The 24963-nt window shown below is 62.4% G+C and carries 25 protein-coding genes; 22 read left to right on the top strand and 3 right to left on the bottom strand.

Annotation, left to right across the window (positions count from 1 at the left end):
• Window positions 1–48: 48 nt before the first annotated feature.
• Window positions 49–804, top strand: a complete 756-nt coding sequence (locus tag IB263_RS12615) for a Crp/Fnr family transcriptional regulator (protein ID WP_034798848.1) — start codon at window positions 49–51, stop codon at window positions 802–804.
• 62 nt (window positions 805–866) lie between these two features.
• Here the strand turns inward: IB263_RS12615 and IB263_RS12610 are convergent, their stop codons facing one another.
• Window positions 867–1379: a Dps family protein gene (locus tag IB263_RS12610; RefSeq protein WP_060583003.1), complete on the bottom strand. Its 513-nt coding sequence runs from the start codon at window positions 1377–1379 to the stop codon at window positions 867–869.
• 266 nt (window positions 1380–1645) lie between these two features.
• Here IB263_RS12610 and IB263_RS12605 point away from each other — a divergent pair, with 266 nt between their 5' ends.
• Window positions 1646–2032: a response regulator gene (locus IB263_RS12605; RefSeq protein ID WP_034798951.1), complete on the top strand. Its 387-nt coding sequence runs from the start codon at window positions 1646–1648 to the stop codon at window positions 2030–2032.
• 28 nt (window positions 2033–2060) lie between these two features.
• Here the strand turns inward: IB263_RS12605 and cysQ are convergent, their stop codons facing one another.
• The gene (gene cysQ / locus IB263_RS12600) at window positions 2061–2837 is read right to left on the bottom strand and encodes a 3'(2'),5'-bisphosphate nucleotidase CysQ (protein WP_060583004.1); all 777 of its coding nucleotides are present in this window, start codon (window positions 2835–2837) and stop codon (window positions 2061–2063) included.
• A 215-nt stretch (window positions 2838–3052) separates the two neighbouring features.
• Between cysQ and IB263_RS12595 the strand changes: the two genes are divergently transcribed.
• The 11 genes from IB263_RS12595 to IB263_RS12545 all read left to right on the top strand — a co-directional run bounded on the left by IB263_RS12595 (window position 3053) and on the right by IB263_RS12545 (window position 16646).
• Window positions 3053–4303, top strand: coding sequence for a sarcosine oxidase subunit beta family protein (locus tag IB263_RS12595; protein ID WP_034798844.1), 1251 nt, complete (start codon window positions 3053–3055; stop codon window positions 4301–4303).
• Window positions 4304–4377: 74 nt separating this feature from the next.
• Window positions 4378–4656, top strand: a complete 279-nt coding sequence (locus IB263_RS12590) for a sarcosine oxidase subunit delta (protein WP_090298248.1) — start codon at window positions 4378–4380, stop codon at window positions 4654–4656.
• Entirely contained in the window at window positions 4653–7610 is a 2958-nt protein-coding gene (locus IB263_RS12585) for a sarcosine oxidase subunit alpha family protein (protein WP_192438558.1), read from the top strand. The genes IB263_RS12590 and IB263_RS12585 overlap by 4 nt, the downstream gene beginning before the upstream one ends.
• 10 nt (window positions 7611–7620) lie before the next feature.
• Window positions 7621–8175, top strand: a complete 555-nt coding sequence (locus IB263_RS12580) for a sarcosine oxidase subunit gamma (RefSeq protein WP_112771948.1) — start codon at window positions 7621–7623, stop codon at window positions 8173–8175.
• 253 nt (window positions 8176–8428) lie between these two features.
• The gene (locus IB263_RS12575) at window positions 8429–10855 is read left to right on the top strand and encodes an FAD-dependent oxidoreductase (RefSeq protein ID WP_192438557.1); all 2427 of its coding nucleotides are present in this window, start codon (window positions 8429–8431) and stop codon (window positions 10853–10855) included.
• A gap of 287 nt (window positions 10856–11142) precedes the next feature.
• Complete coding sequence (locus tag IB263_RS12570) at window positions 11143–12045, top strand: branched-chain amino acid ABC transporter permease (RefSeq protein ID WP_034798833.1); 903 nt, start codon at window positions 11143–11145, stop codon at window positions 12043–12045.
• 4 nt (window positions 12046–12049) lie between these two features.
• Window positions 12050–13435, top strand: a complete 1386-nt coding sequence (livM, locus tag IB263_RS12565) for a high-affinity branched-chain amino acid ABC transporter permease LivM (RefSeq protein WP_060520354.1) — start codon at window positions 12050–12052, stop codon at window positions 13433–13435.
• On the top strand, window positions 13435–14319 hold the full coding sequence (locus IB263_RS12560; RefSeq protein WP_090298237.1) for an ABC transporter ATP-binding protein: 885 nt from the start codon (window positions 13435–13437) through the stop codon (window positions 14317–14319). The genes livM and IB263_RS12560 overlap by 1 nt, the downstream gene beginning before the upstream one ends.
• Window positions 14319–15044: an ABC transporter ATP-binding protein gene (locus tag IB263_RS12555; protein WP_034798827.1), complete on the top strand. Its 726-nt coding sequence runs from the start codon at window positions 14319–14321 to the stop codon at window positions 15042–15044. The genes IB263_RS12560 and IB263_RS12555 overlap by 1 nt, the downstream gene beginning before the upstream one ends.
• Window positions 15045–15068: 24 nt before the next feature.
• Window positions 15069–15413, top strand: coding sequence for a DUF6867 family protein (locus IB263_RS12550; RefSeq protein ID WP_034798825.1), 345 nt, complete (start codon window positions 15069–15071; stop codon window positions 15411–15413).
• A 114-nt stretch (window positions 15414–15527) separates the two neighbouring features.
• A complete protein-coding gene (locus IB263_RS12545; RefSeq protein WP_034798823.1) occupies window positions 15528–16646 on the top strand; it encodes a branched-chain amino acid ABC transporter substrate-binding protein in 1119 nt (372 codons plus the stop codon).
• Window positions 16647–16735: 89 nt separating this feature from the next.
• On the opposite strand, the gene IB263_RS12540 is transcribed toward IB263_RS12545, so the two are convergent.
• Window positions 16736–17188, bottom strand: coding sequence for a MarR family winged helix-turn-helix transcriptional regulator (locus IB263_RS12540; RefSeq protein ID WP_034798821.1), 453 nt, complete (start codon window positions 17186–17188; stop codon window positions 16736–16738).
• A 190-nt stretch (window positions 17189–17378) separates the two neighbouring features.
• On the opposite strand from IB263_RS12540, the gene IB263_RS12535 reads away from it, so the two are divergent.
• The 9 genes from IB263_RS12535 to IB263_RS12495 all read left to right on the top strand — a co-directional run bounded on the left by IB263_RS12535 (window position 17379) and on the right by IB263_RS12495 (window position 24803).
• Window positions 17379–18389: an alpha/beta fold hydrolase gene (locus IB263_RS12535; RefSeq protein ID WP_192438556.1), complete on the top strand. Its 1011-nt coding sequence runs from the start codon at window positions 17379–17381 to the stop codon at window positions 18387–18389.
• A 140-nt stretch (window positions 18390–18529) separates the two neighbouring features.
• Window positions 18530–19504 (top strand): D-glycerate dehydrogenase, encoded by a 975-nt coding sequence (locus IB263_RS12530; protein WP_060582406.1) that lies wholly within the window; start codon window positions 18530–18532, stop codon window positions 19502–19504.
• Between the two features lie 175 nt (window positions 19505–19679).
• A complete protein-coding gene (locus tag IB263_RS12525; RefSeq protein WP_060582407.1) occupies window positions 19680–20513 on the top strand; it encodes an urease accessory protein UreD in 834 nt (277 codons plus the stop codon).
• A 123-nt stretch (window positions 20514–20636) separates the two neighbouring features.
• Window positions 20637–20939 (top strand): urease subunit gamma, encoded by a 303-nt coding sequence (locus IB263_RS12520; protein WP_034794185.1) that lies wholly within the window; start codon window positions 20637–20639, stop codon window positions 20937–20939.
• A 98-nt stretch (window positions 20940–21037) separates the two neighbouring features.
• Window positions 21038–21343: an urease subunit beta gene (locus IB263_RS12515; protein WP_089045647.1), complete on the top strand. Its 306-nt coding sequence runs from the start codon at window positions 21038–21040 to the stop codon at window positions 21341–21343.
• On the top strand, window positions 21340–21750 hold the full coding sequence (locus IB263_RS12510; RefSeq protein ID WP_192438555.1) for a lysozyme inhibitor LprI family protein: 411 nt from the start codon (window positions 21340–21342) through the stop codon (window positions 21748–21750). Before IB263_RS12515 ends, IB263_RS12510 begins: the two co-directional genes overlap by 4 nt.
• Window positions 21751–21753: 3 nt before the next feature.
• Window positions 21754–22398 carry a Urease operon accessory protein gene (locus tag IB263_RS12505; protein ID WP_192438554.1) on the top strand — a complete coding sequence of 215 codons (645 nt, stop codon included), beginning with the start codon at window positions 21754–21756 and terminating at the stop codon, window positions 22396–22398.
• Between the two features lie 3 nt (window positions 22399–22401).
• Window positions 22402–24114 (top strand): urease subunit alpha, encoded by a 1713-nt coding sequence (gene ureC, locus IB263_RS12500; RefSeq protein WP_192438553.1) that lies wholly within the window; start codon window positions 22402–22404, stop codon window positions 24112–24114.
• A gap of 17 nt (window positions 24115–24131) precedes the next feature.
• The gene (locus IB263_RS12495; protein ID WP_060582410.1) at window positions 24132–24803 is read left to right on the top strand and encodes a TIGR02117 family protein; all 672 of its coding nucleotides are present in this window, start codon (window positions 24132–24134) and stop codon (window positions 24801–24803) included.
• Window positions 24804–24963: the final 160 nt, after the last annotated feature.

Below are 24963 nucleotides of genomic sequence, written 5' to 3'. Positions count from 1 at the left end.
CAGTTTTGGACGCAAAAGCCTGAACGAACGCATGCGGTGGATGGAACGATGAACGAAATGACAGCCCGCAACGAAAAGCGCACCCCTTGCGAAAGCTGTCCCTTGCGCAAGCTCGATCATTTTCGTGCCTTTACCGGCGAAGAACTTGCCTTCGTTTCGCAGTTCAAGACTGGCGAACTGGCGGTCGATGGTGGCGCGACCATACTCGTCGAAGGCGCGCACAGTGCGCACCTTTTCACCGTGCTTTCCGGCTGGGGCTTCCGCTACAAGATGCTCGATGACGGCCGCCGCCAGATCCTCAACTATGTGATGCCCGGCGATCTGATCGGACTGCAGGGCAGCCTGATGGGGGAGATGCAGCATTCGATCGAAGCGCTGTCGCCCGTCACTCTCTGCGTCTTCGAGCGCGGCAAGCTCAACCGTCTGTTCGAGAACTACCCTGAGCTTGCCTATGATCTCACGTGGATCGCTGCACGCGAGGAGCGCATTCTGGATGAAAACCTCTTGAGCATCGGCCGCCGATCCGCGCTGGAGCGGGCGGCCTATCTCATCGCCTTCCTCTATCAGCGGGCGGAGGTGCTCGACCTCTTCAGCAACAGCCGCGTCGCCATTCCGATCAGCCAGCAGCATGTGGCCGACACGCTGGGTCTTTCGATCGTTCACACCAACAAGACTTTGAAGAAACTTGCCGAACGGGGCCTGATCCGCTGGGCGGAGAAGGGCTGCAATGTCCGCGACATCGACGGCCTGCTTGCGGTTTCAGGCTGGGAAGGGCTCCGCGAACCCAAGCGGCCGTTCATCTGACGTGCCCAGTCGAAGCCGATCGATGCGGCGCCGGGGCCGCATCGATGTCAAGGTGGGGGAGATCAGGCGGCAACGATCGCCCGCAGCATCCACAGAGCCTTTTCATGGAAGTTGAGGCGATCGGTCAGCATGTCCGTCGTGACCAGGTCGCCGTTTTCATCGGCCTTGGTGCCGGCCTCGCGTATGCGCCGCGCCGCCGCTTCGTGATCGGTGATCAGGTCTGCCACCATCTCGGCCGCCGTCGTGTGGTTGACCGAGGCGGCGCTGGGGGCGAAGGTTTTTGCTTCGGCGAGCTTCGCCGGCGCCAGGTGGCCAAGAGCGCGAATGCGCTCGGCAATGATGTCGGTTGCCTTGAACAGCGCGTTGTAGTGCTCTTCGGTCAGTTCGTGCAGCGGCTTGAACAGGGGCCCGACCACGTTCCAGTGGTAGATGTGGCTCTTGATCACCAGCTTGTAGGTATCGGCAAGGATATCGGAAAGCGCGGTTGCCATCTGCTGGCGATAGGCCTTCGTCAGGCCGATGTCGAATTCTTCGTCCCTGACCTTGGGCTTCAGCACGGCGGCAGTCTGTTTCATTCTTCTGCTCCAGTTCTGTCTTGGAATGTCGAGCGGAGGCGGCCGAGGGCCACGCCGCATGAACTGAACGCCGCGACGAAAGGCTTGTTCCCGATCCCGTCATGACGCTCACATGTCTTTTTTAAATGCCAGGTCAGGCCATTGGAGCCTAAGCTCAGTCGTTGCCGTTGCCTCAGTGGAGGTTCCGGGACTCTGGACGGCATTCCGCCTGGAAATGCGCCTGCAGCGACGATGACTGCCGTCGCTGTGCGTGAAAAATGGAGTGCATTGACATGGCCGAGCTTTCACCGTCCGTCCGGACGGTCCTCGTTCTCGAGGACAACTTCATCATCGCCATGGACGTCGAGGAAATCCTCGCTTCTCTCGGAATATTGCAGGTTACGATCGCCGGAAATGCGAACCAGGCATTGGAACTGCTGGCGCTCCAGGCCTTCGATTTTGCGATCCTCGACGTCAATCTCGGCGATCACACGAGTTTCGTGGTTGCCGATGCCATGCTTGCCCGCGGCATGCCGTTCGGCTTCACCAGCGGCTACGGCGATGCCGAGCACTTCCCGACCTATCTCAGGCACGTTCCGCGGATCGACAAACCCTTTAACGAGAAATCGATCGGCCAGCTGATCGCCGCTGGGATCCAGACGAGAGAGGCTTAGGAACCGCCTCAGCCCTTGCGCGACCTGCTCAGGGCTTGCCGCGCGATACGAACCAGGGATTGGCGAAGTCGCTGTCGTCCTTCTGGTTGCGCTTGCCGTAGGTGAGCGGCGTGCCATCCATCGTCAGCGTTTCGCCACCGGCGGCCCTCAGGATCGCGTCGCCAGCGGCGGTGTCCCATTCCATCGTCCGGCTGAAGCGGGGATAGACGTCGGCCACGCCTTCGGCGAGCAGGCAGAATTTCAAGGACGAGCCGACCGTCCGGTAATCGGCGATGCCGTGTTTTTCGAGGTAGTCGATCGTCTCGGCGCTGTTGTGCCAGCGGCTGGCGAGCCCCACCATGCGATCCCCGCAGCTGCGGCAGCCGATGATCGTTTCTTCGGTCAGGCGAAAGCTGCCATCAATAACCGACTTTACCGCCTTGCCATGGTGTGCCGCATAGAGGATGCCAAGCGCCGGGGCGTAGACGACGCCCGCGACGGGCGCGCCGTTTTCGATCAGCGCGATGTTGACGGTGAAGTCATCGTTGCGGCTGATGAATTCCTTGGTGCCGTCGAGCGGATCGACAAGGAAAAACGACTTGCCGGAAGTCTCCGGCACGAAGCCGGCAGACACCGCTTCCTCGGCGACCACCGGGATGTCCGGAAAGGCGGAGGCGAGGTCTGCCAGGATGATGCGTTCGGCCGTCGTGTCGGCATCGGTGACCGGCGAGCAGTCAGGCTTGTGCGTGACCTCCGGCCCGGCATTGTAGATGTCGAGAATGGCCCGACCCGCCGTTATTGCCGATTGTTGCAGTATCTCCAGCATTCGCCCTGTCTTTCGGTCCGCCATCAGGCCCATAGCATATTGAGAGGAAGATTATAGCCATGCTTTTGACATGGCAGGCGGCTCTTTACGCGTGGTCGAAGCTGATCTGCGGGGCGGAGCATCTCAAGCTTTTTTGCAATTGCGAGAGGCTTTGCGTCTTTGCTTCCGCGTTCCGGCTGTGCAAATGTGCCGGCGCAACTGAACTGGATGCCTTCATGCGTTATTCCGCCTTCTCGCTTGTCAGGAACGCCCTTTCCGGAAACCTGAACTGGAAACCGCATTGGCGCCAGCCACAGCCGAAATCCCACTATGACGTGATCATCGTCGGCGGCGGCGGCCATGGGCTCTCGACCGCCTATTATCTCGCCAAGGAATTCGGCGTGAAGAACGTCGCGGTCCTGGAAAAGGGCTATCTCGGCTCGGGTAATGTCGGCCGCAACACGACGATCGTGCGTTCCAACTACATGCTGCCGGGCAACGAGCCCTTCTACGAGTTCTCGATGAAGCTCTGGGAGGGGCTGGAGCAGGATCTCAACTACAATGTGATGCTGTCGCAGCGCGGCGTCATCATGCTCTACCACAGCGACGGCCAGCGCGATGCCTATGTGCGCCGCGGCAATGCCATGTGGATGGAAGGCGTGGCAGCGGAGCTCATCGAGCGCGAGCAGTTGAAGAAGATGATCCCCTTCCTCAACTACGATCATGCCCGCTATCCGATCCTCGGTGGCCTGCTGCAGCGCCGCGCCGGTACCGCGCGGCATGATGCGGTCGCTTGGGGCTATGCCCGCGGCGCCGACCAGCATGGTGTCGATATCATCGAGCATTGCGAAGTGACCGGCATTCGCCGCGAAAACGGTGTCGTCACCGGCGTCGAAACGACCAAGGGCTTCATCGGTTGCGGCAAGCTGGCGCTGGCGGCGGCCGGCAACACCTCGCGCGTCGGCGAAATGGCCGATCTGAAGCTGCCGCTGGAAAGCCATGTGCTGCAGGCCTTCGTGACCGAGGGGCTGAAGCCCTGCATCGATCACGTGATCGTCTATGGTGGCGGCCACTTCTACATCTCGCAATCGGACAAGGGCGGCCTCGTCTTCGGCGCCGAGATCGACGGCTATTCGTCCTATGCCCAGCGCGGCAATCTGGCGACCGCCGAGCACGTGATGGAGGAGGGGGTGACGATGATCCCCGGCCTGTCGCGCGTTCGGGTGCTGCGCGCCTGGGGGGGCGTCATGGACATGAGCATGGACGGCTCGCCGATCATCGACCGCACCTCGATCGACAATCTCTACTTGAACTGCGGCTGGTGCTACGGCGGTTTCAAGGCGACGCCGGCTTCCGGCTACTGCTTCGCCCACCTGATCGCCAAGAACGACACCCATCCGGTGGCGCGCGCCTTGAGGCTCGATCGCTTCGCCCGCGGCTATGCCGTCGACGAGGCCGGCGCCGGCCCGCAGCCCAACCTTCACTGACAGGACACGGCCGGCCCGCCGGCTCGTATGGAATGAACAGGAAGCCGGAGTGCGGCTTCAGGACACGGAAGACGATGGCAAGCCTGATTACCTGCCCGCATTGCGGGGTCCGACCGAAGGAAGAATTCGCGATCCGCGGCGACGCCTCGCGCGGCCGTCCCGAGCCGATGGATTCGGACGAGGCCTGGCATGATTACGTCTATGTGCGCGCCAACCCGCGTGGGCGGACGTTGGAGCATTGGCATCACATCGCCGGCTGTCGCCGCTTCCTGGTGGTCGAGCGCGATACGGCCACCCACGAGGTCTATTCCGTCGTCGATGCGGCCGAGTTTGCGCGGAGGGCTGCGCGATGACCGGCTATCGTCTTTCCTCCGGCGGCCTCGTCGATCGCAGCAAAACGTTGAGCTTCACCTTCGACGGCCGGCCGCTGCGCGGATTTTCCGGCGATACGCTCGCCTCCGCACTTCTTGCCAATGACCAGCTGCTCGTCGGCCGCAGCTTCAAATACCACCGGCCGCGCGGCATCGTCAGCGCCGGGCCCTCCGAACCCAACGCGCTCGTCACCCTCGGCTCTGGTGCTCGCACCGATGCCAACACCAAGGCGACCGTCGCCGAGCTCTATGGCGGGCTGACTGCCAAAAGCCAGAACCGCTGGCCGTCTCTCGGCTTCGATGTCGGGGCGGTCAACGGCGTCCTTTCGCCGTTCCTCGGCGCCGGCTTCTACTACAAGACCTTCATGTGGCCGAAGCAGTTCTGGGAGCGCGTCTACGAACCCTTCATCCGCCGCGCCGCCGGCCTCGGCCGGGCGGTGCTGGAGCGCGACCCCGAGAGCTACGAGAAGTCCTGGGCGTTCTGCGACCTGCTCGTCGTCGGTGCCGGTCCCGCCGGCCTGATGGCAGCACTGACGGCCGGCCGCGCCGGCCTTCGGGTCATCGTCGCCGACGAGGATTTCCGGCTCGGCGGCTCCCTGCTTGCGACCGGCGAGACTGTCGACGGCGCGCCGGCATCGGTCTTTGCCGACCGCACCGTCGCCGAACTGCAAGCGCTGCCCAACGTCACTCTGCTTTCGCGCACCACGGTCTTCGGCTGGTATGACGACAACGTCTTCGGCGCGGTTGAACGCGTGCAGAAACACGTCGCTGAACCGTCTTCGAAGCTCGTGAGCGAGCGTGTCTGGCGTATCGTTGCCAAGCGCGCGCTGATGGCAACCGGTGCCGAGGAACGCCCGCTGGTGTTCGGCGGCAATGATAGGCCCGGCGTGATGATGGCGGGCGCCATGACCACCTATGCCGAGCGCTATGGTGTGGCCGCCGGCAAGCAGGTCACGATCTTTACCAGCGGCAGCGCCGGGTACCGCACGGCACGGGCCCTTGCGTCCAAGGGCGTCGCCATCGCGGCGATCGTCGACGCCCGAGCGGAATCCGCCGATCAGGCGCCTGATGGCATCCGGGTCATCCGCTCGGCTTCCGTCGTCGACACCAAGGGCAGGCAGCGCCTCAAGGGCATCGTCGTCGAACGCTCCGGCTTCGAGGAACTGATCGCCTGCGATGCGCTGGGGATGTCCGGTGGCTGGAGCCCGGTCGTGCATCTTGCCTGCCAGCGCGGCGCAAGACCGGCCTGGTCGGAGGAATTGAAGGCCTTCGTCGCACCCGATGTCGGTGGCGGCCTGCGTCCCGTGGGCGCTGCAAACGGTGTCTACACGCTCGCGGGCTGCCTGTCCGATGGTGCGGACAAGGCCGCAGCGATTGCGGCCGACCTCGGCTTCAGCGCCAGCTCGGCCGCAGCACCGGTCGTCGATGGCGAAGAGGCCACGTCCTTTTCAGCGCTCTGGTATGTGCCGGGCGCCAAATCGAAGGCCTTCGTCGATTTCCAGAACGACGTGCATGCGAAGGATCTCGGCCTGGCGCTGCGCGAAGGTTTCGGCCATGTCGAGCACGCCAAGCGCTACACGACCAGCGGCATGGCGACCGATCAGGGCAAGCTTTCCAACATCAATGCCGTCGGCATTCTCGCCGGCATGCGTGGTGTCAGCCCGGCAGAGGTCGGCACCACCACCTTCAGGCCTTTTTATACGCCGGTCTCCTTCGGTGCACTTGCCGGCACGGCGCGCGATGAGCATGCAGCACCGGCGCGCAAGTCGCCGCTGCATGGCTGGGCGATGAAAAATGGCGCGACCTTCGTCGAGGCCGGGCTCTGGTATCGTTCCGCATGGTTCCCGCGCGCCGGCGAAAAGACCTGGCGCGACAGCGTCGATCGAGAAGTCTTGAACGTGCGGGCCAATGTCGGCCTCTGTGACGTCTCGACCCTCGGCAAGATCGAGGTCTTCGGCCCCGACGCTGCGGAGTTCCTCAACCGTCTCTATTGCAACCCGGTCCTGAAGCTGCCGATCGGCAAGGCGCGTTACGGCCTGATGCTGCGCGAAGACGGTTTCGTCTTCGACGACGGTACGGTCAGCCGCTTCGACGAGGAACATTTCTTCGTCACCACGACGACGGCGATGGCCGGTCCCGTCATGGCGCACCTGGAATATTGCGCCCAGACGCTCTGGCCGGAACTCGAAGTCCGCTTCACCTCGTCGACCGACCAATGGGCGCAGATGGCGATCGCTGGTCCGAAAGCGTGCGCGGTGCTGCAGCAGATCGTCGATGGCGATATTTCCGATGGTGCGTTTCCGTTCCTGTCCGCCCGCAAGATCGTCCTGAAAAGCGGCGTGTCGGCGCGGCTCTTCCGCATTTCCTTCTCCGGGGAGCTGGCTTTCGAACTGGCGGTGCCGGCAGGTTATGGCGAGGCGGTGGCCGACCAGATCATGGAGGCCGGCCGGCCGCATGAAATCTGTGCCTATGGCGTCGAAGCCTTGAACGTGCTGCGGCTGGAGAAGGGTCTGCTGACGCATGCCGAATTCGACGGTCGCGTGACGCCAGACGATGCCGGGCTCGGCCGAATGCTCTCGATGCAGAAGACTGACTTCATCGGCAAGCGCCTGTCGACGCGCTACGGCCTGACGGCGGCGGATCGCATGCAGCTCGTTGGTCTGAAGTCCGTCGATGCCGACAAGGACATGCGGGCCGGAGCGCATCTTCTGAAGGAGGGGACCAAGCCCTCGACGCTGAACGATCAGGGTTGGGTCAGCTCGGCCGGTTTCTCGCCGGTCCTGGGCCACGCCATCGCGCTTGCCTTCCTGAAATCCGGGCGCGAACGCTATGGCGAGAAGGTCGTGGTGTTCGACAAGCTGCGCGATCAGGAGATCGTCGCCGAGGTCTGCGACCCGGTCTTCGTCGATCCGCAAAATGCAAAGCTGAAGGCCTGAGGAGGCGGTGATGGTTCGCGACTACAACAACCGCCACGCACTGGAGCAGAAACTGCGATCGGCACCCACGTCGCCGGCGGCCGACCACCTGATGGTCGGGCATTGGCGCACGATGGCGACGGTTCTTGCGTGCGCCGGCCGGGAGGAGACCGTGCGTGAGGCGATCGCCGTACAGTCCGACTTGTCCATGCGGTTTTCGGCGCCGGGGGAATGGCTTGTCGTCTCCGAGGTGGAGGCGCCGAGCGGGCTCGTGCGTTGGCTCGAAGAGCTTTGCGACGGCAGTGCCTATGTTGTCGACCAAAGCGATGGGCGCGTCGTGTTCCGGATCGCCGGCCCGAACGTGCGCAGCATCCTCGCCAAGGGCATCGGCCTTGATCTTCATCCCTCAGCCTTCACGGTTGGCGGCAGCACCAATGCGCTGTGCGGTCACATCCCGGTCAATCTCGCCCGGACGGACGAGGACACGTTCGAGCTGATCGTGCCGCGGAGCTATGCGGAATCGCTCTTCGATGACCTGATGAAGATGGGGCGGGCCTTCGATCTCACCGCCGCCTTCTCTGATTGAAACGGCCCCTTCAAGAGGTCGAAATCAAATGCGGCATGAAATGCCGCAAACAGGTCGCCCATCCACCAGCAAACGGCGGAAATGGACAAGCGTCCTTCGCAGCCGTGTCTTTATCGGCGCCGTCTTTCTGACTAGGCTTTCATCATTCGCCGCTTGCACTTCTGTCCCTGAAGCAAGCGGTGGCCGTGCCTGAGTTTCTTCCTGACAATTTGGCCATGCCTCCGACAGGAGCATGGGGAGACGGAGTGTACGCATGAAAAGCCATGCCAAGGTCGTCGTTATCGGAGGCGGTGTCGTCGGTTGTTCGGTGCTCTATCACCTGACGAAATTCGGCTGGACCGACGCCGTGCTGCTCGAACGATCGGAACTCACCTCCGGCTCCACCTGGCACGCGGCCGGCGGCATGCACACGATCAACGGCGACCCGAACGTCGCCAAGCTGCAGAAATATACGGTCGAGCTCTACAAGGAGATCGAGGCGTATTCCGGCCAGGATGTCGGCCTGCACATGACGTCCGGCATGATGCTCGCCGCCACCAAGGAACGTTTCGACTGGATGAAATCGATCCTTGCCAAGGGCCGCTACATGGGGCTCGAAGCCGAGCTTTTGACGCCCAGGGAAGCGCATGACCTGATGCCGCTGCTCGATCCCGACCAGTTCGTCGGTGCGGTGTTCGATCCGGTCGAGGGGCATCTCGATCCCTATGGCACGACGCATGCCTATGCCAAATCAGCGAAGAAGAACGGTGCGGAGATCTATCTGCACGCCAAGGTCGAGGATCTGGTGCAGCGGCAAGACGGTTGCTGGCGGGTGATCACCAACCAGGGCGAGATTGTCGCCGAGCATGTCGTCAACGCCGCCGGCCTCTGGGCCCGCGAGGTGGGGCGCATGGTGGGGCTGGAACTCCCGGTGCTCGCTATGGAGCACATGTATCTCATCACCGAGGACATGCCAGAGGTCATCGAGTTCAACCAGACGCGCGGCAAGGAGCTGATGCACTGCGTCGATTTCGACGGCGAGATTTATCTCCGCCAGGAGCGGAACGGCATGCTGATGGGCACCTATGAGAAGGCGTGCCGTCCGTGGTCGCCCGTCACGACGCCCTGGGACTTCGGCCATGAACTTCTCGCCGAGGACATCGACCGTATCTCGCCCGAACTCGAGGTCGGCTTCCGGCACTTCCCGGCCTTCAACAAGGCCGGCATCAAGAAGATCATCAACGGTCCTTTTACCTTCTCGCCGGACGGTAACCCGCTGGTCGGCCCGGTGCGGGGCTTGAGGAATTTCTGGTCGGCCTGCGCCGTCATGGCCGGCTTCAGCCAGGGTGGCGGCGTCGGCCTGGCGCTTGCCAACTGGATGATCCATGGCGACCCCGGCTTCGACGTCTTTGCCATGGACGTTTCGCGCTACGGCGATTTCGCCACGCTTGCCTATACCAATGCCAAGGTGCGCGAGAACTACTCGCGTCGCTTCTCGATCCGTTATCCGAACGAGGAGCTGCCGGCGGCAAGGCCTCTGCTGACGACGCCGATCTACGACCGGCTGAAGGCTGCGGGCGCCGTCTTCGGCGCGTCCTACGGGCTTGAAACGCCGCTGTGGTTTGCACCCGAAGGCGTCAAGGACGCCTTCTCCTGGCGCCGTTCGACCGACTTCGAGACGGTGGGCGCGGAGACCCGGGCCGTGCGCGAAGGCGTCGGCCTGATGGAGACATCGGGCTTTGCCAAATATGCGATCACCGGCAAGGGCGCTGAAGCCTGGCTCGACCGCATGCTTGCCTGCCGCATCCCTGAGGTCGGGCGCATGGCATTGGCACCGATGCTGAAGGAGGACGGCAAGCTGATCGGCGACTTCACCCTTGCCAAGCTCGGCGAGGGGGATTTCCTGCTTGTTGGATCCGGCATAGCCGAGGACTACCACATGCGCTGGTTCGAGGCGCATCTGCCTGCGGACGGCTCGGTGACGCTGAAGGCGTTGAAGCTGGAGCTGGTGGGCCTGTCGATCGCCGGGCCGAAGGCGCGCGATGTGCTTGAAAGCCTGACCCATCTCGATGTCTCCGACGCCGATTTCCCGTTCATGGACATCCGCCGGATGGATCTCGGCATGGCGCCCGCGCTCGTCGGCCGCGTCAGCTACACCGGCGATCTCGGCTACGAGATCTGGATGAAACCGGAGTACCAGCGTTATCTCTTCGAACTGCTGATGGAGAAGGGGGCGGCTTCCGGGATCCGTTTGTTCGGCCTGAGGGCGCTGAATGCATTGCGCGTCGAAAAATCCTTCGGCAGCTGGGCGCGCGAATATCGTCCGCTCTATGGCCCGGTCGAGGCTGGGCTCGGCCGTTTCGTCGCGACCGGCAAGGATGCGGATTTCATTGGCAAGGCGGCGGCCGTGAAGGAGAAGGCGGATGGCGGCGCGATGCGGCTGCGGACCTTCGTGCTCGATGCGAGGGATGCGGACGTCATCGGCGACGAGCCCATCTATCTCGACGGTGTCGTGCGCGGCTGGGTGACATCGGGCGGCTATGCGCATGCAAGTGGGGTTTCGGTCGCCATGGGCTACGTGCCCAAGGAGATCGCCGACCGAAGCGATGGCTGGTCGATCGAACTCTTGGGTGAGATCCTGCCGGCCCGTCTTCAGCCGCATCCGCTGTTCGATTCGAACGGTCAGCGCATGCGCGCCTAAGCATTCGAGGTGTAATGCAGACCGAAGTGGCTGTCGAAGCTTCATAGAATACCCGACGCTTTTACGACTAAAGTTGATGCTTTCGCGGGCGAAAGCTGCGAAAGATTTGATTTTTCTGGCTGTAAAAGCGTCAAATCGATTTTATCGAGGAAGTTTTTGGCGAAGTCGCGTTTTTTAGCTTTCCTTTTCGTTTGAAAGAGGTATGGAATCGAGCAAACACAGCGCTCAACAATGAGCTCAAAAAACAAGAGACCGGACCGTTATGGATCTGGTCCAGGGGAAGATTGATGGAGTATTTCGTCCAGCAGCTCGTCAACGGGCTGACTCTTGGGTCTATTTATGGTATGATCGCAATCGGTTATACCATGGTCTACGGCATCATTGGCATGATCAACTTCGCCCACGGCGATATCTTCATGCTCGGCGGCTTTGCTGCTTTGATTGTCTTTCTTATTCTCACAACATTCATCGGGGGCGTCCCGGTTGTACTTGCTCTCCTGCTGATGATGATCGTCGGCATGCTGACTGCAGGTCTCTGGAACTGGACGATCGAGAAAGTGGCCTATCGGCCGCTGCGCGGTTCGTTCCGGCTTGCGCCGCTGATCACCGCGATTGGCATGTCGATTGCGTTGTCGAACTTCATCCAGGTGACGCAGGGCCCGCGCAACAAGCCGATCCCGCCGCTCGTCTCTTCGGTCTACGAAGTCTTCGGCATCACCATCTCGCTGAAGCAGATCATCATCATCGTCATCACGGCGGCTCTGCTTTCGATCTTCTGGTACATCGTCAACAAGACGCCGCTCGGCCGTGCCCAGCGCGCGACCGAACAGGACCGCAAGATGGCGGCGCTGCTGGGTGTTGACGTCGACCGCACCATCTCGGTGACCTTCATCATGGGTGCAGCACTCGCTGCCGTCGCCGGCACGATGTATCTGATGTATTATGGCGTCGTCGTCTTCACCGACGGTTTCGTGCCTGGCGTCAAAGCGTTCACCGCGGCCGTTCTCGGCGGCATCGGATCGCTGCCGGGCGCCGTTCTCGGCGGACTGTTGATCGGGCTCATCGAGTCCCTCTGGTCGGCCTATTTCACCATCGACTACAAGGACGTCGCGACCTTCTCCATTCTCGCCATCGTCCTGATCTTCAAGCCGTCTGGCATTCTCGGACGACCGGAAGTCGAGAAGGTATAATTCCATGGCAAACATTGCTTCTACGACTGCAAGCGCCGGCACTGACGTGACGGCGCGGGCCCTGCGCGAGGCTGTCTTCGCGGGCCTGATTTCGCTCGGCCTTTTCGTGCTGTTCGTCGGTCTCAAGTCCGACCAGAACATCCGCAACGAGCTGATCCTCAACCAGCGCTGGGGACTGCTGGCGATCTTCGTGATCGTCGCTGCCGTCGGCCGCTTCCTGATGGTTGCCTATGTCCAGCCGGCCATGGCTCGGCGCAAGGCCGCCAAGGCCGAGGCCGAGGATGCGGTGAAGGAGGAGACCTTCTTCAGCCGCAACTTCTCCAAGCTCGCGATTGCGTTCCTGCTCATCTATCCGCCGCTCGTCGTCGCGATCTTCGGCGTCCAGGGCTCGCTGAAGTGGGTCGACAATTTCGGCATCCAGATCCTGATCTACGTGATGCTGGCCTGGGGGCTCAACATCGTCGTCGGCCTCGCTGGCCTGCTGGACCTGGGTTACGTCGCCTTCTACGCGGTCGGTGCCTACTCCTACGCCCTGCTGTCGACCTATTTCGGCCTGTCCTTCTGGGTTCTTCTTCCGGTCGCCGGCATTCTCGCCGCCTTCTGGGGCATGATTCTCGGCTTCCCGGTCTTGCGTCTTCGCGGTGACTATCTGGCGATCGTGACGCTCGCCTTCGGTGAAATCATCCGACTGGTGTTGATCAACTGGACCGAAGTGACGAAGGGTACCTTCGGCGTCTCCGGTATCGCCAAGGCGACGCTGTTCGGCATCAAGTTCGATGCCTCGAAGGACGGATTTGCAGCAATGATGGGCCTGCCGATGTCGTCGGCCTATTACAAGATCTTCCTGTTCTATCTGATCCTGGCACTTGCGCTGCTCACGGCTTACGTGACGATCCGGCTGCGCCGCATGCCGATCGGCCGCGCCTGGGAAGCGTTGCGCGAGGACGAGATCGCCTGCCGCTCGCTCGGTATCAACACGGTGACGACCAAGCTCACCGCCTTTGCGACGGGCGCCATGTTCGGCGGTATCGCCGGCTCGTTCTTCGCGGTGCGCCAGGGCTTCGTGTCGCCCGAATCCTTCGTCTTCCTGGAATCCGCGGTCATTCTCGCGATCGTGGTTCTCGGCGGCATGGGCTCGCTCACCGGCATCGCGGTCGCTGCGGCCGTCATGATCGGCGGCACCGAAATCCTGCGCGAGCTTTCCTTCCTGAAGATGGTCTTCGGACCGGACTTCACACCTGAACTCTACCGTATGCTGATCTTTGGCCTGGCCATGGTCGTCGTCATGGTCTGGAAGCCGCGCGGCTTCGTCGGATCACGCGAACCGACAGCCTTCCTGCACGAACGCAAGGCAGTCTCCGGCAGCTTCACCAAGGAAGGGCACGGTTGATGGCCCGCGAGACAACGACAATGACAAAAGACCCCATTCTCAAGGTTGAGCACCTGTCGATGCGCTTCGGCGGTCTCATGGCCATCAACGACTTCTCCTTCGAAGCCTATCGCGGTGACATCACCGCGCTGATCGGCCCGAACGGAGCGGGCAAGACCACGGTGTTCAACTGCATCACCGGCTTCTACAAGCCGACGATGGGCATGATCACGATGAAGCAGAAGGCCGGCAAGGAATACCTGCTGGAGCGTCTGCCTGACTTCGAGATCACCAAGCTCGCCAAGGTAGCGCGTACCTTCCAGAACATCCGGATGTTCTCCGGTCTGACGGTGCTCGAAAACCTGCTCGTCGCGCAGCACAACAAGCTGATGCAGGCATCCGGCTACACCTTCCTCGGTCTGCTCGGCTTCCCGGCCTACCGCCAGGCATCGCGCGAGGCGATCGAACTTGCCAAGCACTGGCTGGAAAAGGCGTCGCTGATCGACCGTGCCGACGATCCGGCCGGCGATCTCTCCTATGGCGCCCAGCGTCGTCTCGAGATCGCGCGTGCCATGTGCACCGGGCCCGAGCTTCTCTGCCTGGACGAGCCGGCCGCCGGTCTCAATCCGCGCGAGTCTCTGGCGCTCAACGAATTGCTGAAAAGCATTCGCGCCGATACCGGCACGTCGATTCTTTTGATCGAACACGACATGTCCGTGGTCATGGAGATCTCCGACCACGTGGTGGTCCTGGAATATGGACAGAAGATTTCCGACGGCACACCGGATTTCGTGAAGAACGATCCGAGGGTCATTGCGGCCTATCTGGGTGTCGAGGATGAAGAGGTTGAAGAGGTGATCGAACAAATCGAGGAAATCGAAGGCGGGCAGGGGGGCACCCACTGATGACGGCGCCACTTCTCCAAGTCAAAGCCGTCGAGACCTACTACGGCAACATCCGGGCGCTCAGCGGGGTCGATGTCGAAGTTCACCGTGGTGAAATCGTCTGCCTGATCGGTGCCAACGGTGCCGGCAAGTCGACGCTGATGATGACCATCTGTGGCAGCCCGCAGGCGCGTACCGGTTCGGTCTTCTTCGAAGGGCAGGACATCACCCGCATGCCGACGCACGAGATCGCCCGGCTGCGCATTGCGCAATCGCCTGAGGGTCGGCGCATCTTCCCGCGCATGACCGTGTTCGAAAATCTGCAGATGGGCGCCAGCCTCGACAACCTGAAGCACTTCGACCAGGACGTGGAAAAGGTGTTTACGCTTTTCCCGCGCCTGAAGGAGCGCCAGGCGCAGCGCGGCGGCACGCTTTCGGGCGGTGAGCAGCAGATGCTGTCGATCGGCCGCGCGCTGATGGCCCGGCCGAAGCTTTTGCTTCTCGACGAGCCGTCGCTCGGTCTCGCACCGCTGATCGTCAAGGGCATCTTCGAAGCGATCAAGAAACTCAACAAGGAGGAGGGGCTGACGGTCTTCCTCGTCGAGCAGAACGCCTTCGGCGCGCTCAAGCTTTCGGACCGCGGCTACGTGATGGTGAACGGCCGGGTGACGATGAGCGGTTCCGGCAAGGAACTCCTCGCCAATCCGGAAGTGCGCGCGGCCTATCTCGAAGGCGGCCGTCATTGACCGGCCGCATCTGGAGCAAGTGACATGCAGGGAATTCTCTACGAAGAAGTGTCGATCTGGCAGTTTCTTTTCATAAGCTGCGTGCTCGGCGGCTGGACCGCCTGGCGCACGGGCAAGAGCGTGGCTGAAAGCTGGGAAGGCATGCCGCGGCTCATCCTCTACGTGGCGTTGCTGGGACTGGGCATCCGTTTCGTCCACCATGCGCTGTTCGAAGGCACCATGTTCAGCCTGCAATACTATATCGTGGACACGATCGTACTTTTGTTGTTTGCTACCGCAGGTTTCCGGTACTACCGGACCAAGCAAATGACCAATAACTACTATTGGCTCTATGAGAAGGCTTCGCCTTTCTCCTGGAAAGCCAAATAAAGGGAACAGCGCGCGCCGGCCGCCGCGGCCGGTGCGAAAGAAACACCGGCGCAACTATGGTGGGCATTGCGCAGGTTGGTAACGAGACCCGCTCGAATAATTGGGAGTAACAAGATGAAAAAGTCTCTTCTGTCGGCGGTCGCGCTGACGGCTATGGTTGCCTTCAGCGGCAGCGCCTGGGCTGATATTCTCGTTGGTGTCGCCGGCCCGCTGACTGGCCCGAACGCCGCTTTCGGTGCACAGCTCCAGAAAGGTGCAGAGCAGGCCGCCGCTGACATCAATGCCGCTGGCGGTATCAATGGGGAACAGATCAAGGTTGTGCTCGGCGACGACGTTTCGGATGCCAAGCAGGGCGTTTCGGTCGCCAACAAGTTCGTTGCTGACGGTGTGAAGTTCGTTGTCGGTCACTTCAACTCGGGCGTGTCCATCCCGGCTTCTGAAGTTTACGCCGAAAACGGTATCCTGCAGGTAACCCCGGCCTCCACCAACCCGCAGTTCACCGAGCGCGGTCTCTGGAACACGTTCCGTACCTGCGGCCGTGACGACCAGCAGGGTGCGGTTGCCGGTGCCTACCTCGCTGCCAACTTCAAGGACGCGAAGATCGCCGTCATTCACGACAAGACCCCCTATGGTCAGGGCCTTGCCGACGAAACCAAGAAGTCGATGAACGAAGCCGGCCTCACCGAAGCCCTCTATGAAGGCATCAACACCGGCGACAAGGACTTCTCGGCTCTGATCGCCAAGATGAAGGAAGCCGGCGTTTCGATCGTCTACTACGGCGGTCTGCACACCGAAGCCGGCCTGATCATGCGCCAGATGAAGGACCAGGGCCTCAAGGCTACCCTGATGTCGGGCGACGGTATCGTTTCGAACGAACTGGCCTCGATCGCCGGCGACGCCGTTGACGGCACGCTGATGACGTTCGCTCCGGATCCGCGCAAGAACCCGGCTGCCAAGGACCTCGTCGAGAAGTTCCGCTCTGCCGGCTTCGAACCGGAAGCCTACACGCTCTACGCCTACGCCGCTCTCCAGGTCATCGCCGAAGCTGCCAAGGCTTCCGGTGGCAACGACCCGCAGGCAGTTGCCGAAGCCATCAAGGCAAAGGGTCCGTTCAAGACGGCAATCGGCGAACTCGGCTATGACGAAAAGGGCGACATCACGCGTCCGGACTACGTCATGTACACCTGGAAGAAGGGTGACGACGGCAAGTACAACTACTTCCAGAACGAGTAGTTCTGATTTCGGACCTTGTGTCCGAGTGGTTGGGGCCCGGCGAGCAATCGCCGGGCTTTTCTTTTGGTGACGCTCGGCGCAGCGGTCTATTATTTCAATAGCGTGTCTCTGAGCGACGAGACTTCGGCGCGCAGTCGCTCGAGATCGTCGGGGCCGAGCTTTGTCGCTTCGCCAAGGTTGCGGGGTACGTCGATTGCCTTCTGCCGCAGCGCCTTGCCCATCTCGGTCAATTGTACCCGGACCTGCCGCTCGTCCGCCTTGTCGCGCACGCGGGCGATGTAGCCGGCGGCCTCCAGGCGCTTCAGCATCGGGGTCAAAGTGCTCGATTCCAGAAAGAGCCGCTCGCCGAGGCTGCCGACCGTCTGGTCGTCCTTTTCCCACAACAGCACCATCACCAGATATTGCGGATAGGTGAGATCGAGCTCTTCCAGCAGCGGCTTGTAGATGCGCGTGAAGGCGTGGTTTGCGGAATAGACCGCAAAGCACAGGAAACTATCGAGCGCCAGCATTGCCTCATCGCCCTTGGGATCGGTGTCAATCATCGCTTTCTCCTGTCATGCTCTCAAAATAAATCGTTCACGATATAATCGCAAGACATTGACTATAGCGCGGCTACGGTATAAATATTGTGCACGATCTAATCGGTAGCGACATAAATCCACATAAGTCGCGCACGATTTAATCGCTAAGTATTTAACAGCGGTGTGACCGCAGGGAAGAAGGAGCGTTTCCATGAGCAAGGCAATCAGCAAGACCGAAGCCAACGGCATCTCCCGCCGCACGGTTCTCTCGGCCGCCTTTGGCGCTGCCGCCACCGCAGCCGCGGTCAATGCCATGAACACGTCGGCCAAGGCCGCATCCACCACCGCAGCAACCGCCGGCGCCTCCGGCACCAAGGGAGAAAACACCATGGGCAGCCGCATCATCACCCGCGATGGCGTCGAGATCTATTACAAGGACTGGGGTCCGAAGGATGGCCCGGTCGTCGTGCTCAGCCACGGCTGGCCGCTGTCGTCCGACAGCTGGGAGGCGCAGGCCTTCCACCTTGCCGCCAACGGCTTCCGCGTCGTCACCCATGACCGCCGCGGCCACGGCCGCTCGTCGCAGCCCTGGGACGGCAACGACATGGACCACTATGCCGACGACCTCGCGGATCTGATCAACGCGCTCGATCTCAAGGGTGTCTTCCTTGCCGGGTTTTCGACCGGCGGCGGCGAAATCAGCCGCTATATCGGCCGCCACGGCACCAGCCGGATCGCCAGGGCCGGTTTGATCTCGGCCGTGCCGCCGCTGATGGTCAAGACCGACAGGAACCCCGGCGGCCTGCCGAAGGAAGTCTTCGACGGCCTGCAGGCGGCAAGCCTGAAGGATCGCTCGAAGCTCTACCGCGACATCGCGTCCGGTCCGTTCTTCGGCTTCAACCGCCCGGGCGCGGTCGCCTCTCAGGGCATGATCGACAGCTTCTGGCTGCAGGGCATGATGGGGGGACACAAGAACACCTATGACTCGATCGTCGCCTTCTCGCAGACCGACTTTACCGAGGACCTGAAGAAGTTCGACGTGCCGACCTTGATCATCCATGGCGACGACGACCAGATCGTGCCGATCGATGCGGCGGCACGGGCCTCGAAGACGCTGGTGCCGCATGCGGACCTCAAGGTCTATGTCGGCGCACCGCACGGCATCACCGACACCCACAAGGACCAGCTCAACGCCGACCTGCTCGCCTTCGCCAAGGCCTGACATGTCCGAAGCCCGAGAAGAGGCGCCCGCAACGGCGCCTCTTTTTTGCTTTTCGTGATAGGTGTTTCGCTTGTCGAGATAGCTGTCGCGTCGCGCCGTTTCGTGCACTATCTCGCAGCGATTCTGATCCGGAGGCAGGCATGAGCTCGAAACCCCGCATTCTCCTCACCCGTCGTTGGCCGGCGGCGGTGGAGCAGGTGCTTGCCGAACGCTTCGACGTCACCTTGAACGAAGGGGACGTGCCTCTGACGGCTGCAGAACTGGCTGAAGCACTCCGGACCTATGACGCCGTTCTTCCGACAGTTTCTGATCGACTTCCGGCCGACCTCTTCGCCGGTGGCGGCCTCCGCGCGAAGATCCTCGGCAACTATGGCGTCGGCTACAATCACATCGACGTCGCGGCCGCCAAGGCTGCCGACATCGTCGTCACCAACACGCCCGGCGTTCTCACAGATTGCACCGCCGACATCGCCATGACGTTGCTGCTTGCGGTCGCGCGGCGGGCAGGCGAGGGCGAGCGGCAGGTGCGGGCCGGCGAATGGAGTGGATGGCGGCCGACCCACATGATCGGCGGCAAGGTCACCGGCAAGACGCTCGGCATCATCGGCTTCGGCCGCATCGGCAAGGCCATGGCCAAGCGCTGTCATTTCGGCTTCGACATGGATGTCGTCTTCTACAATCGCTCGCGCATCGACCCGGCCGAGGCAAGCCGCTACGGTGCGCGTCAACTCGACACGGTCGAGGACGTATTGAAGGTTGCAGACTTCGTGTCGCTCCATTGCCCCGGCGGCGGCGAAAACCGTCACCTGATCAACGCCGAACGGCTGGCGCTGATGAAAAAGGGCGCCTACCTCGTCAACACGGCGCGGGGTGATGTGATCGACGAGCCGGCGCTGATTGCGGCGCTCGAAAACGGCGTCATCCGCGGCGCCGGGCTCGATGTCTTCGAGGCGGAGCCGAACGTGCCGGAACGTCTGCGCGGGCTGGAAAATGTCGTGCTGCTTCCACATCTCGGCAGTGCCACGGAGGAGACGCGCGTCGCCATGGGCATGAAGGTGGCCGACAATATCACGGCGTTTTTCGACGGTCGCGAACCGCCGGATCGCGTGGCGTAGGCGGCTGCCCGTTTTCTGCGCAAGGCCTGCACGGAAATGCGGCATGCTGACGATTTTCTTTGCAAAACAATAACTTGACTTGTCGTGCCGCGATGCGGACGATAGCGCCAAGATAAGGCGATCGCGCCTATGGGGCGCCGCGTCGAAAATGAAGGACGCCGCTTAGCGGTCTGACATGGACAAGGCAGCACGCATCGCCCCGCAGCGGGCCTGGGGCAAGGGACGGGTGGTCGCCAAGGCGGCGCTCGGCCACAGCCGCATTGCCGAACTCTACCAGGAAGGCTGCGCCAAGATCCGCCTGCCAAAGACCTTCGACACCTCGATGGAGGCAGTGCTCATCAATTCCTCCGGCGGCCTCACCGGCGGCGACCGCATGGTCTGGGAGGTCGCGGCAGGGGCTGGAACCGATGTGACGGTGACGACGCAGGCCTGCGAGAAGATCTATAAGGCGAGCGCCGATACCGTCGAAGTGAAAACGCGCATCGAGGTTGCCGCCGGCGCGCGCGTCGACTGGTTGCCGCAGGAGACGATCCTCTTCGACCGTGCCTCGCTATCGCGCTCGCTGGAGGTGGAGCTTGCTGCCGACGCGACGTTTCTCGCGGTGGAAGCGGTTCTGCTCGGTCGCAAGGCGATGGGCGAGGCGGTTGAAACCGGGCTCTTCCGCGATCGCTGGCGTATCCGCGTCGAGGGCAAGCTGCTGCATGCGGACAATCTGGCGCTATCAGGAGAGGTCGCGCGCCTCAGTCAGCGCAAGGCGGTGCTCGATGGTGGGGCCGCCTTCGCCACGCTGCTCCATGTCGGTCCCGACTGCGAGCCCCTGCTGCCGCGTCTTCGGTCGCTCGTCGATGGCGCAGCGGGCGTCGGCATCAGCCATTTTCAGGTCCATGGCCGCGACAAGTTGGTTGCCCGCTTCGTGGCGCCGGATGGCTTCGCGCTCAGAAAAATCCTCATCCCGGTTATTTCGCACTTGCGCAAGCAGAAGACTGTGCCGAAAGTCTGGGTTCTCTAGCTCGTTTCACATTTTTATTTGAAACAGTGAAATGATCTAACGCATTGAAACTTTGTAATTCCTGGCGGAAGACCGCTTCGCAGATTTCCAGGGAATTGCTTCACGAACAACCGGTGGCGACGCATGAATCTTACCCCGCGCGAGAAAGATAAACTGCTGATTTCGATGGCGGCCATGGTCGCCCGCAGGCGCCTGGAGCGCGGCGTGAAACTCAACCATCCCGAAGCTATCGCGCTGATCACCGATTTCGTCGTCGAGGGCGCGCGCGACGGGCGCTCGGTTGCCGAACTGATGGAGGCGGGCGCCCAGGTGCTGACGCGCGATCAGGTGATGGAGGGAATCCCCGAGATGATCCACGACATCCAGATCGAGGCGACGTTTCCTGACGGGACCAAGCTCGTCACCGTGCACGAGCCGATCCGCTAAGCTTGAGGTGAGGACGTGGCTTGTTGGCGCAGGGTGCCTGAGGCCTGAACGCGGGACAAAAGCATGCGGCCGGCCGAGGGCGGCTTGAGGAGAAGACCATGATCCCAGGAGAAATCATTGCTGCGGCCGGAGAGATCGAGCTCAATGTCGGTCTCGACACGACGACGATCGAGGTTGCCAACACCGGCGACCGCCCGATCCAGGTCGGCAGCCACTATCACTTCGCCGAAACCAATGCGGGGCTGCAGTTTGACAGGAAAGCAGCCTACGGCTGCCGGCTCGACATTCCCGCCGGCACGGCCGTGCGGTTCGAGCCGGGCCAGACGCGCCAGGTGACGCTGATACCGCTTTCCGGCAAGCGCGAGGTCTATGGCTTCCGCCAGCAGGTGATGGGCAAGCTATGAGAGTGCTGCCGGTTCTCGGTTTGCTTCTGGTCCTTGCCACCCCGGCGCTCGCCGAGGACGAACCGGGCGTGGATTGCGCGAATGCGATGGCTCAGCCGGATCTGAATGACTGCGCCTACCGCGAATACGAGTCAGCTGACGCGGAACTGAATGCGGTCTACAGGCAGGCGATGACGGCGGCGCAGAAGGTCGACAAGGAGCTGGAAGGCGCCGATATTGGCGCGGTCGAGGCGCTGAAGACGGCGCAGCGCGCCTGGATCGGCTATCGCGACGGACAATGCGAGCTGGCCGGTTTCCAGGCCCGTGGCGGCCAGGCGGAGCCGATGCTGGTTTCAGGCTGCCTTGCCCAGCTCACGCAGAAGCGTACCGCCGAACTCAACGAATTTCTCGAAGCTCAAGGGAACTGACCGTTGCAGGCTCGCCGCGTCATCATGATCGTGGGCAATGGCGAGGTGCCTGACGGCGCCGGCGCAATGATCGATGCCGCCGATCTGGTCGTGCGCTTCAACGATTGCCGCTCTGTCGGCTCCGGTGGCCACAGGACCGATATCGTCGCGGTCTGCAATACCGGACGCCCGGGGATTTCCATGCTCGGCGGTGGTTGCTGGAAGACGAATGCCGCCGTGCGCCAGGCGCGGGAGATATGGTGCGTTCGCTCCGGCGCGAAGTTTGCCGCCATGCGGGCCGGGCTTGCGGAAACGCATCCGGACCTCGACGATTTCTGCGACGATTACACTGTCGGTTTCGAGAGCTTCGCCCGTTCGACCAACCGCGGCTTTCGCGTCGTCCCGGTCGATGTGCACGACCAGGTGGAGCAGGATCTCGCCGGCTTTTCGCCGGCCCCTTATGTCGTTCCATCGAGCGGGATGATCGTGATTGCCGATGTGCTCGCGCATCTAGCGACACCCGACGACGAGGTCGTTCTTGCCGGCTTCGGCCATGTCGGTTGGGAATGGCATCCCTTCGCCGCCGAGCGCCGCCATGTCGATGCGCTTGCAGCCAGCGGCCGTCTTCGCCGCCTCCATCCCATTTCTACTTCGTCCCAAGGAGCCTGAACCATGCCCTACAAGATGTCGCGCGCGGCCTATGCCAACATGTTCGGCCCGACGGTCGGCGACAAGGTGCGGCTCGCTGATACCGAACTTTTCGTCGAGGTGGAGAAGGACTTCACGACCTATGGCGAGGAGGTGAAGTTCGGTGGCGGCAAGGTCATTCGCGACGGCATGGGGCAGAGCCAGGCGACACGCGCCGAGGGCGCCGTCGACACCGTCATCACCAATGCGCTGATCGTCGATCACTGGGGCATCGTCAAAGCGGATATCGGCCTCAAGGACGGACGCATCGCCGGCATCGGCAAGGCCGGCAACCCGGACACGCAACCGGGCGTCACTGTCATCGTCGGTCCCGGCACGGAGGTCATCGCGGGCGAAGGCAAGATCATCACCGCGGGCGGCATGGACAGCCACATTCATTACATCTGCCCGCAACAGATCGAGGAAGCGCTGGTGAGCGGGCTTACGACCATGCTTGGAGGCGGCGCCGGGCCGGGCCATGGCACGCTCGCCACCACCTGCACCTCCGGTCCCTGGCATCTCGCCCGCATGATCGAGGCGGCCGATGGCTTCCCGATGAACATCGCCTTTGCCGGCAAGGGCAATGCGTCGCGGCCGGGCGCGCTGGTGGAAATGGTGCTCGCTGGCGCCACCTCGCTGAAATTGCATGAGGACTGGGGCTCGACGCCGGCGGCGATCGATTGCTGCCTCGGTGTCGCCGACGAATACGACGTGCAGGTGATGATCCATACGGACACCTTGAACGAGAGCGGCTTCGTCGAGGATACGATCGCGGCGATCAAGGGCCGCACCATCCACGCTTTCCACACGGAAGGGGCCGGCGGCGGCCACGCGCCCGACATCATCAAGATCTGCGGCCAGCCGAACGTCATTCCGTCCTCGACCAACCCGACGCGGCCCTACACCAAGAATACGCTTGCCGAGCATCTGGACATGTTGATGGTCTGCCATCACCTGTCGCCGTCGATCCCCGAGGACATCGCCTTTGCCGAGAGCCGCATCCGCAAGGAAACGATCGCGGCCGAGGACATCCTGCACGATATCGGCGCCTTCTCGATCATCTCGTCGGACAGCCAGGCCATGGGCCGCGTCGGCGAAGTGGCGATCCGCACCTGGCAGACCGCCGACAAGATGAAGCGTCAGCGCGGGCCGCTGGCGCAGGAAACCGGCGACAACGACAATTTCCGGGTGAAGCGCTATATCGCCAAATACACGATCAATCCGGCGATCGCCCACGGCCTCAGCCATGAGATCGGCTCCATCGAGGTCGGCAAGCGCGCCGATCTCGTCCTCTGGAACCCAGCCTTCTTCGGTGTGAAGCCCGACTTCGTGCTTCTCGGCGGCTCGATCGCGATGGCACCCATGGGCGATCCGAATGCCTCCATCCCGACGCCGCAGCCGGTGCACTACCGGCCGATGTTTGCCGCCTACGGCAAGAACCGCACGAGTTCGTCTGTAACCTTCGTGTCGCAGGCCTCGCTCGACGCCGGCCTTTCCGCCAAGCTCGGCGTTGCCAAGCAGCTTGTGGCGGTCCGCAACACCCGTGGCGGCATCGGCAAGGCATCGATGATCCACAACAACCTGCTGCCGCATATCGAGGTCGATCCGGAGACCTATGAGGTGCGCGCCGACGGTGAGCTTCTGACCTGCGAGCCGGCGACGGTCGTGCCGATGGCACAGCGCTATTTCCTGTTCTGAACAAGCAGCGACAGGGAATGAAGCGTGGCCTGAAATGGGCTTTCTTCGGCCTACTGGCGGCGATACTTGCCATCGTTGCCGGAACCTTGCTGCCGCGGCCGCTCCTGCCGGTTTCCGCCTCTGCGGCGGGAGCAGGGGGCACGCGCATCCTTCTGCTTTCCGGCCCGATCCACACGGACATCGCCATACCCCTGACGGACGAGATTCGAGCGCGGTTCGGCTTTGTCGAGGCGGCCGGCGTGCCGCTTGCGCATCCGCAGGCTGAATGGCTGATCTTTGGCTGGGGCGGGCGGTCCTTCTATCTGGAAACGCCGACCTGGTCTGAGCTGAAGCCCGGGCCCGTGTTCAAGGCGCTGACCGTCGACCGCTCGGTGATGCATGTGGATATCGCCGGTCGGATCGTCGAGCCGCAGGCTGCCGTCACCGGCTTCGAGCTGGACGAAGCGGGATACGATCGGCTGCTCGGCTTTATTGCCGAAAGCTTCACCCGCGAGGCCGGAGCTGTCGTTTCGATCGAGGGTTTTTCCTACAATGGCAACGACCGCTTCTTCGAGGCCGGAGGCAGCTTCAACGCGCTTTTCGGCTGCAACACATGGACGGCGCGGGCGTTGCGTGAGGCGGGCTTGCGAACGGGCCTGTGGAACCCGGTCCCGCCAAGCCTCGGGCTGTCGCTGCGGCTCCACAATTGAGCAATGATTGGCAGGCAGTGATTGGCAGGCGGCAGCCATGCGGTCACCGCATGGCTGCCATGCTCGCATGTGAATTGGGGCCTTTCGTGCTGCGTCGCAGCGCAATATCCGATAGGAAGACGGCTGACCTTCCTCGGTTGCCAGCAATCCTCCCAAGACC

The sequence above is a fragment of the Ensifer sp. ENS03 genome (assembly GCF_014852035.1).
Lineage (GTDB): Bacteria > Pseudomonadota > Alphaproteobacteria > Rhizobiales > Rhizobiaceae > Ensifer > Ensifer adhaerens.
This window is presented reverse-complemented; position numbering and strand designations above follow the sequence as displayed.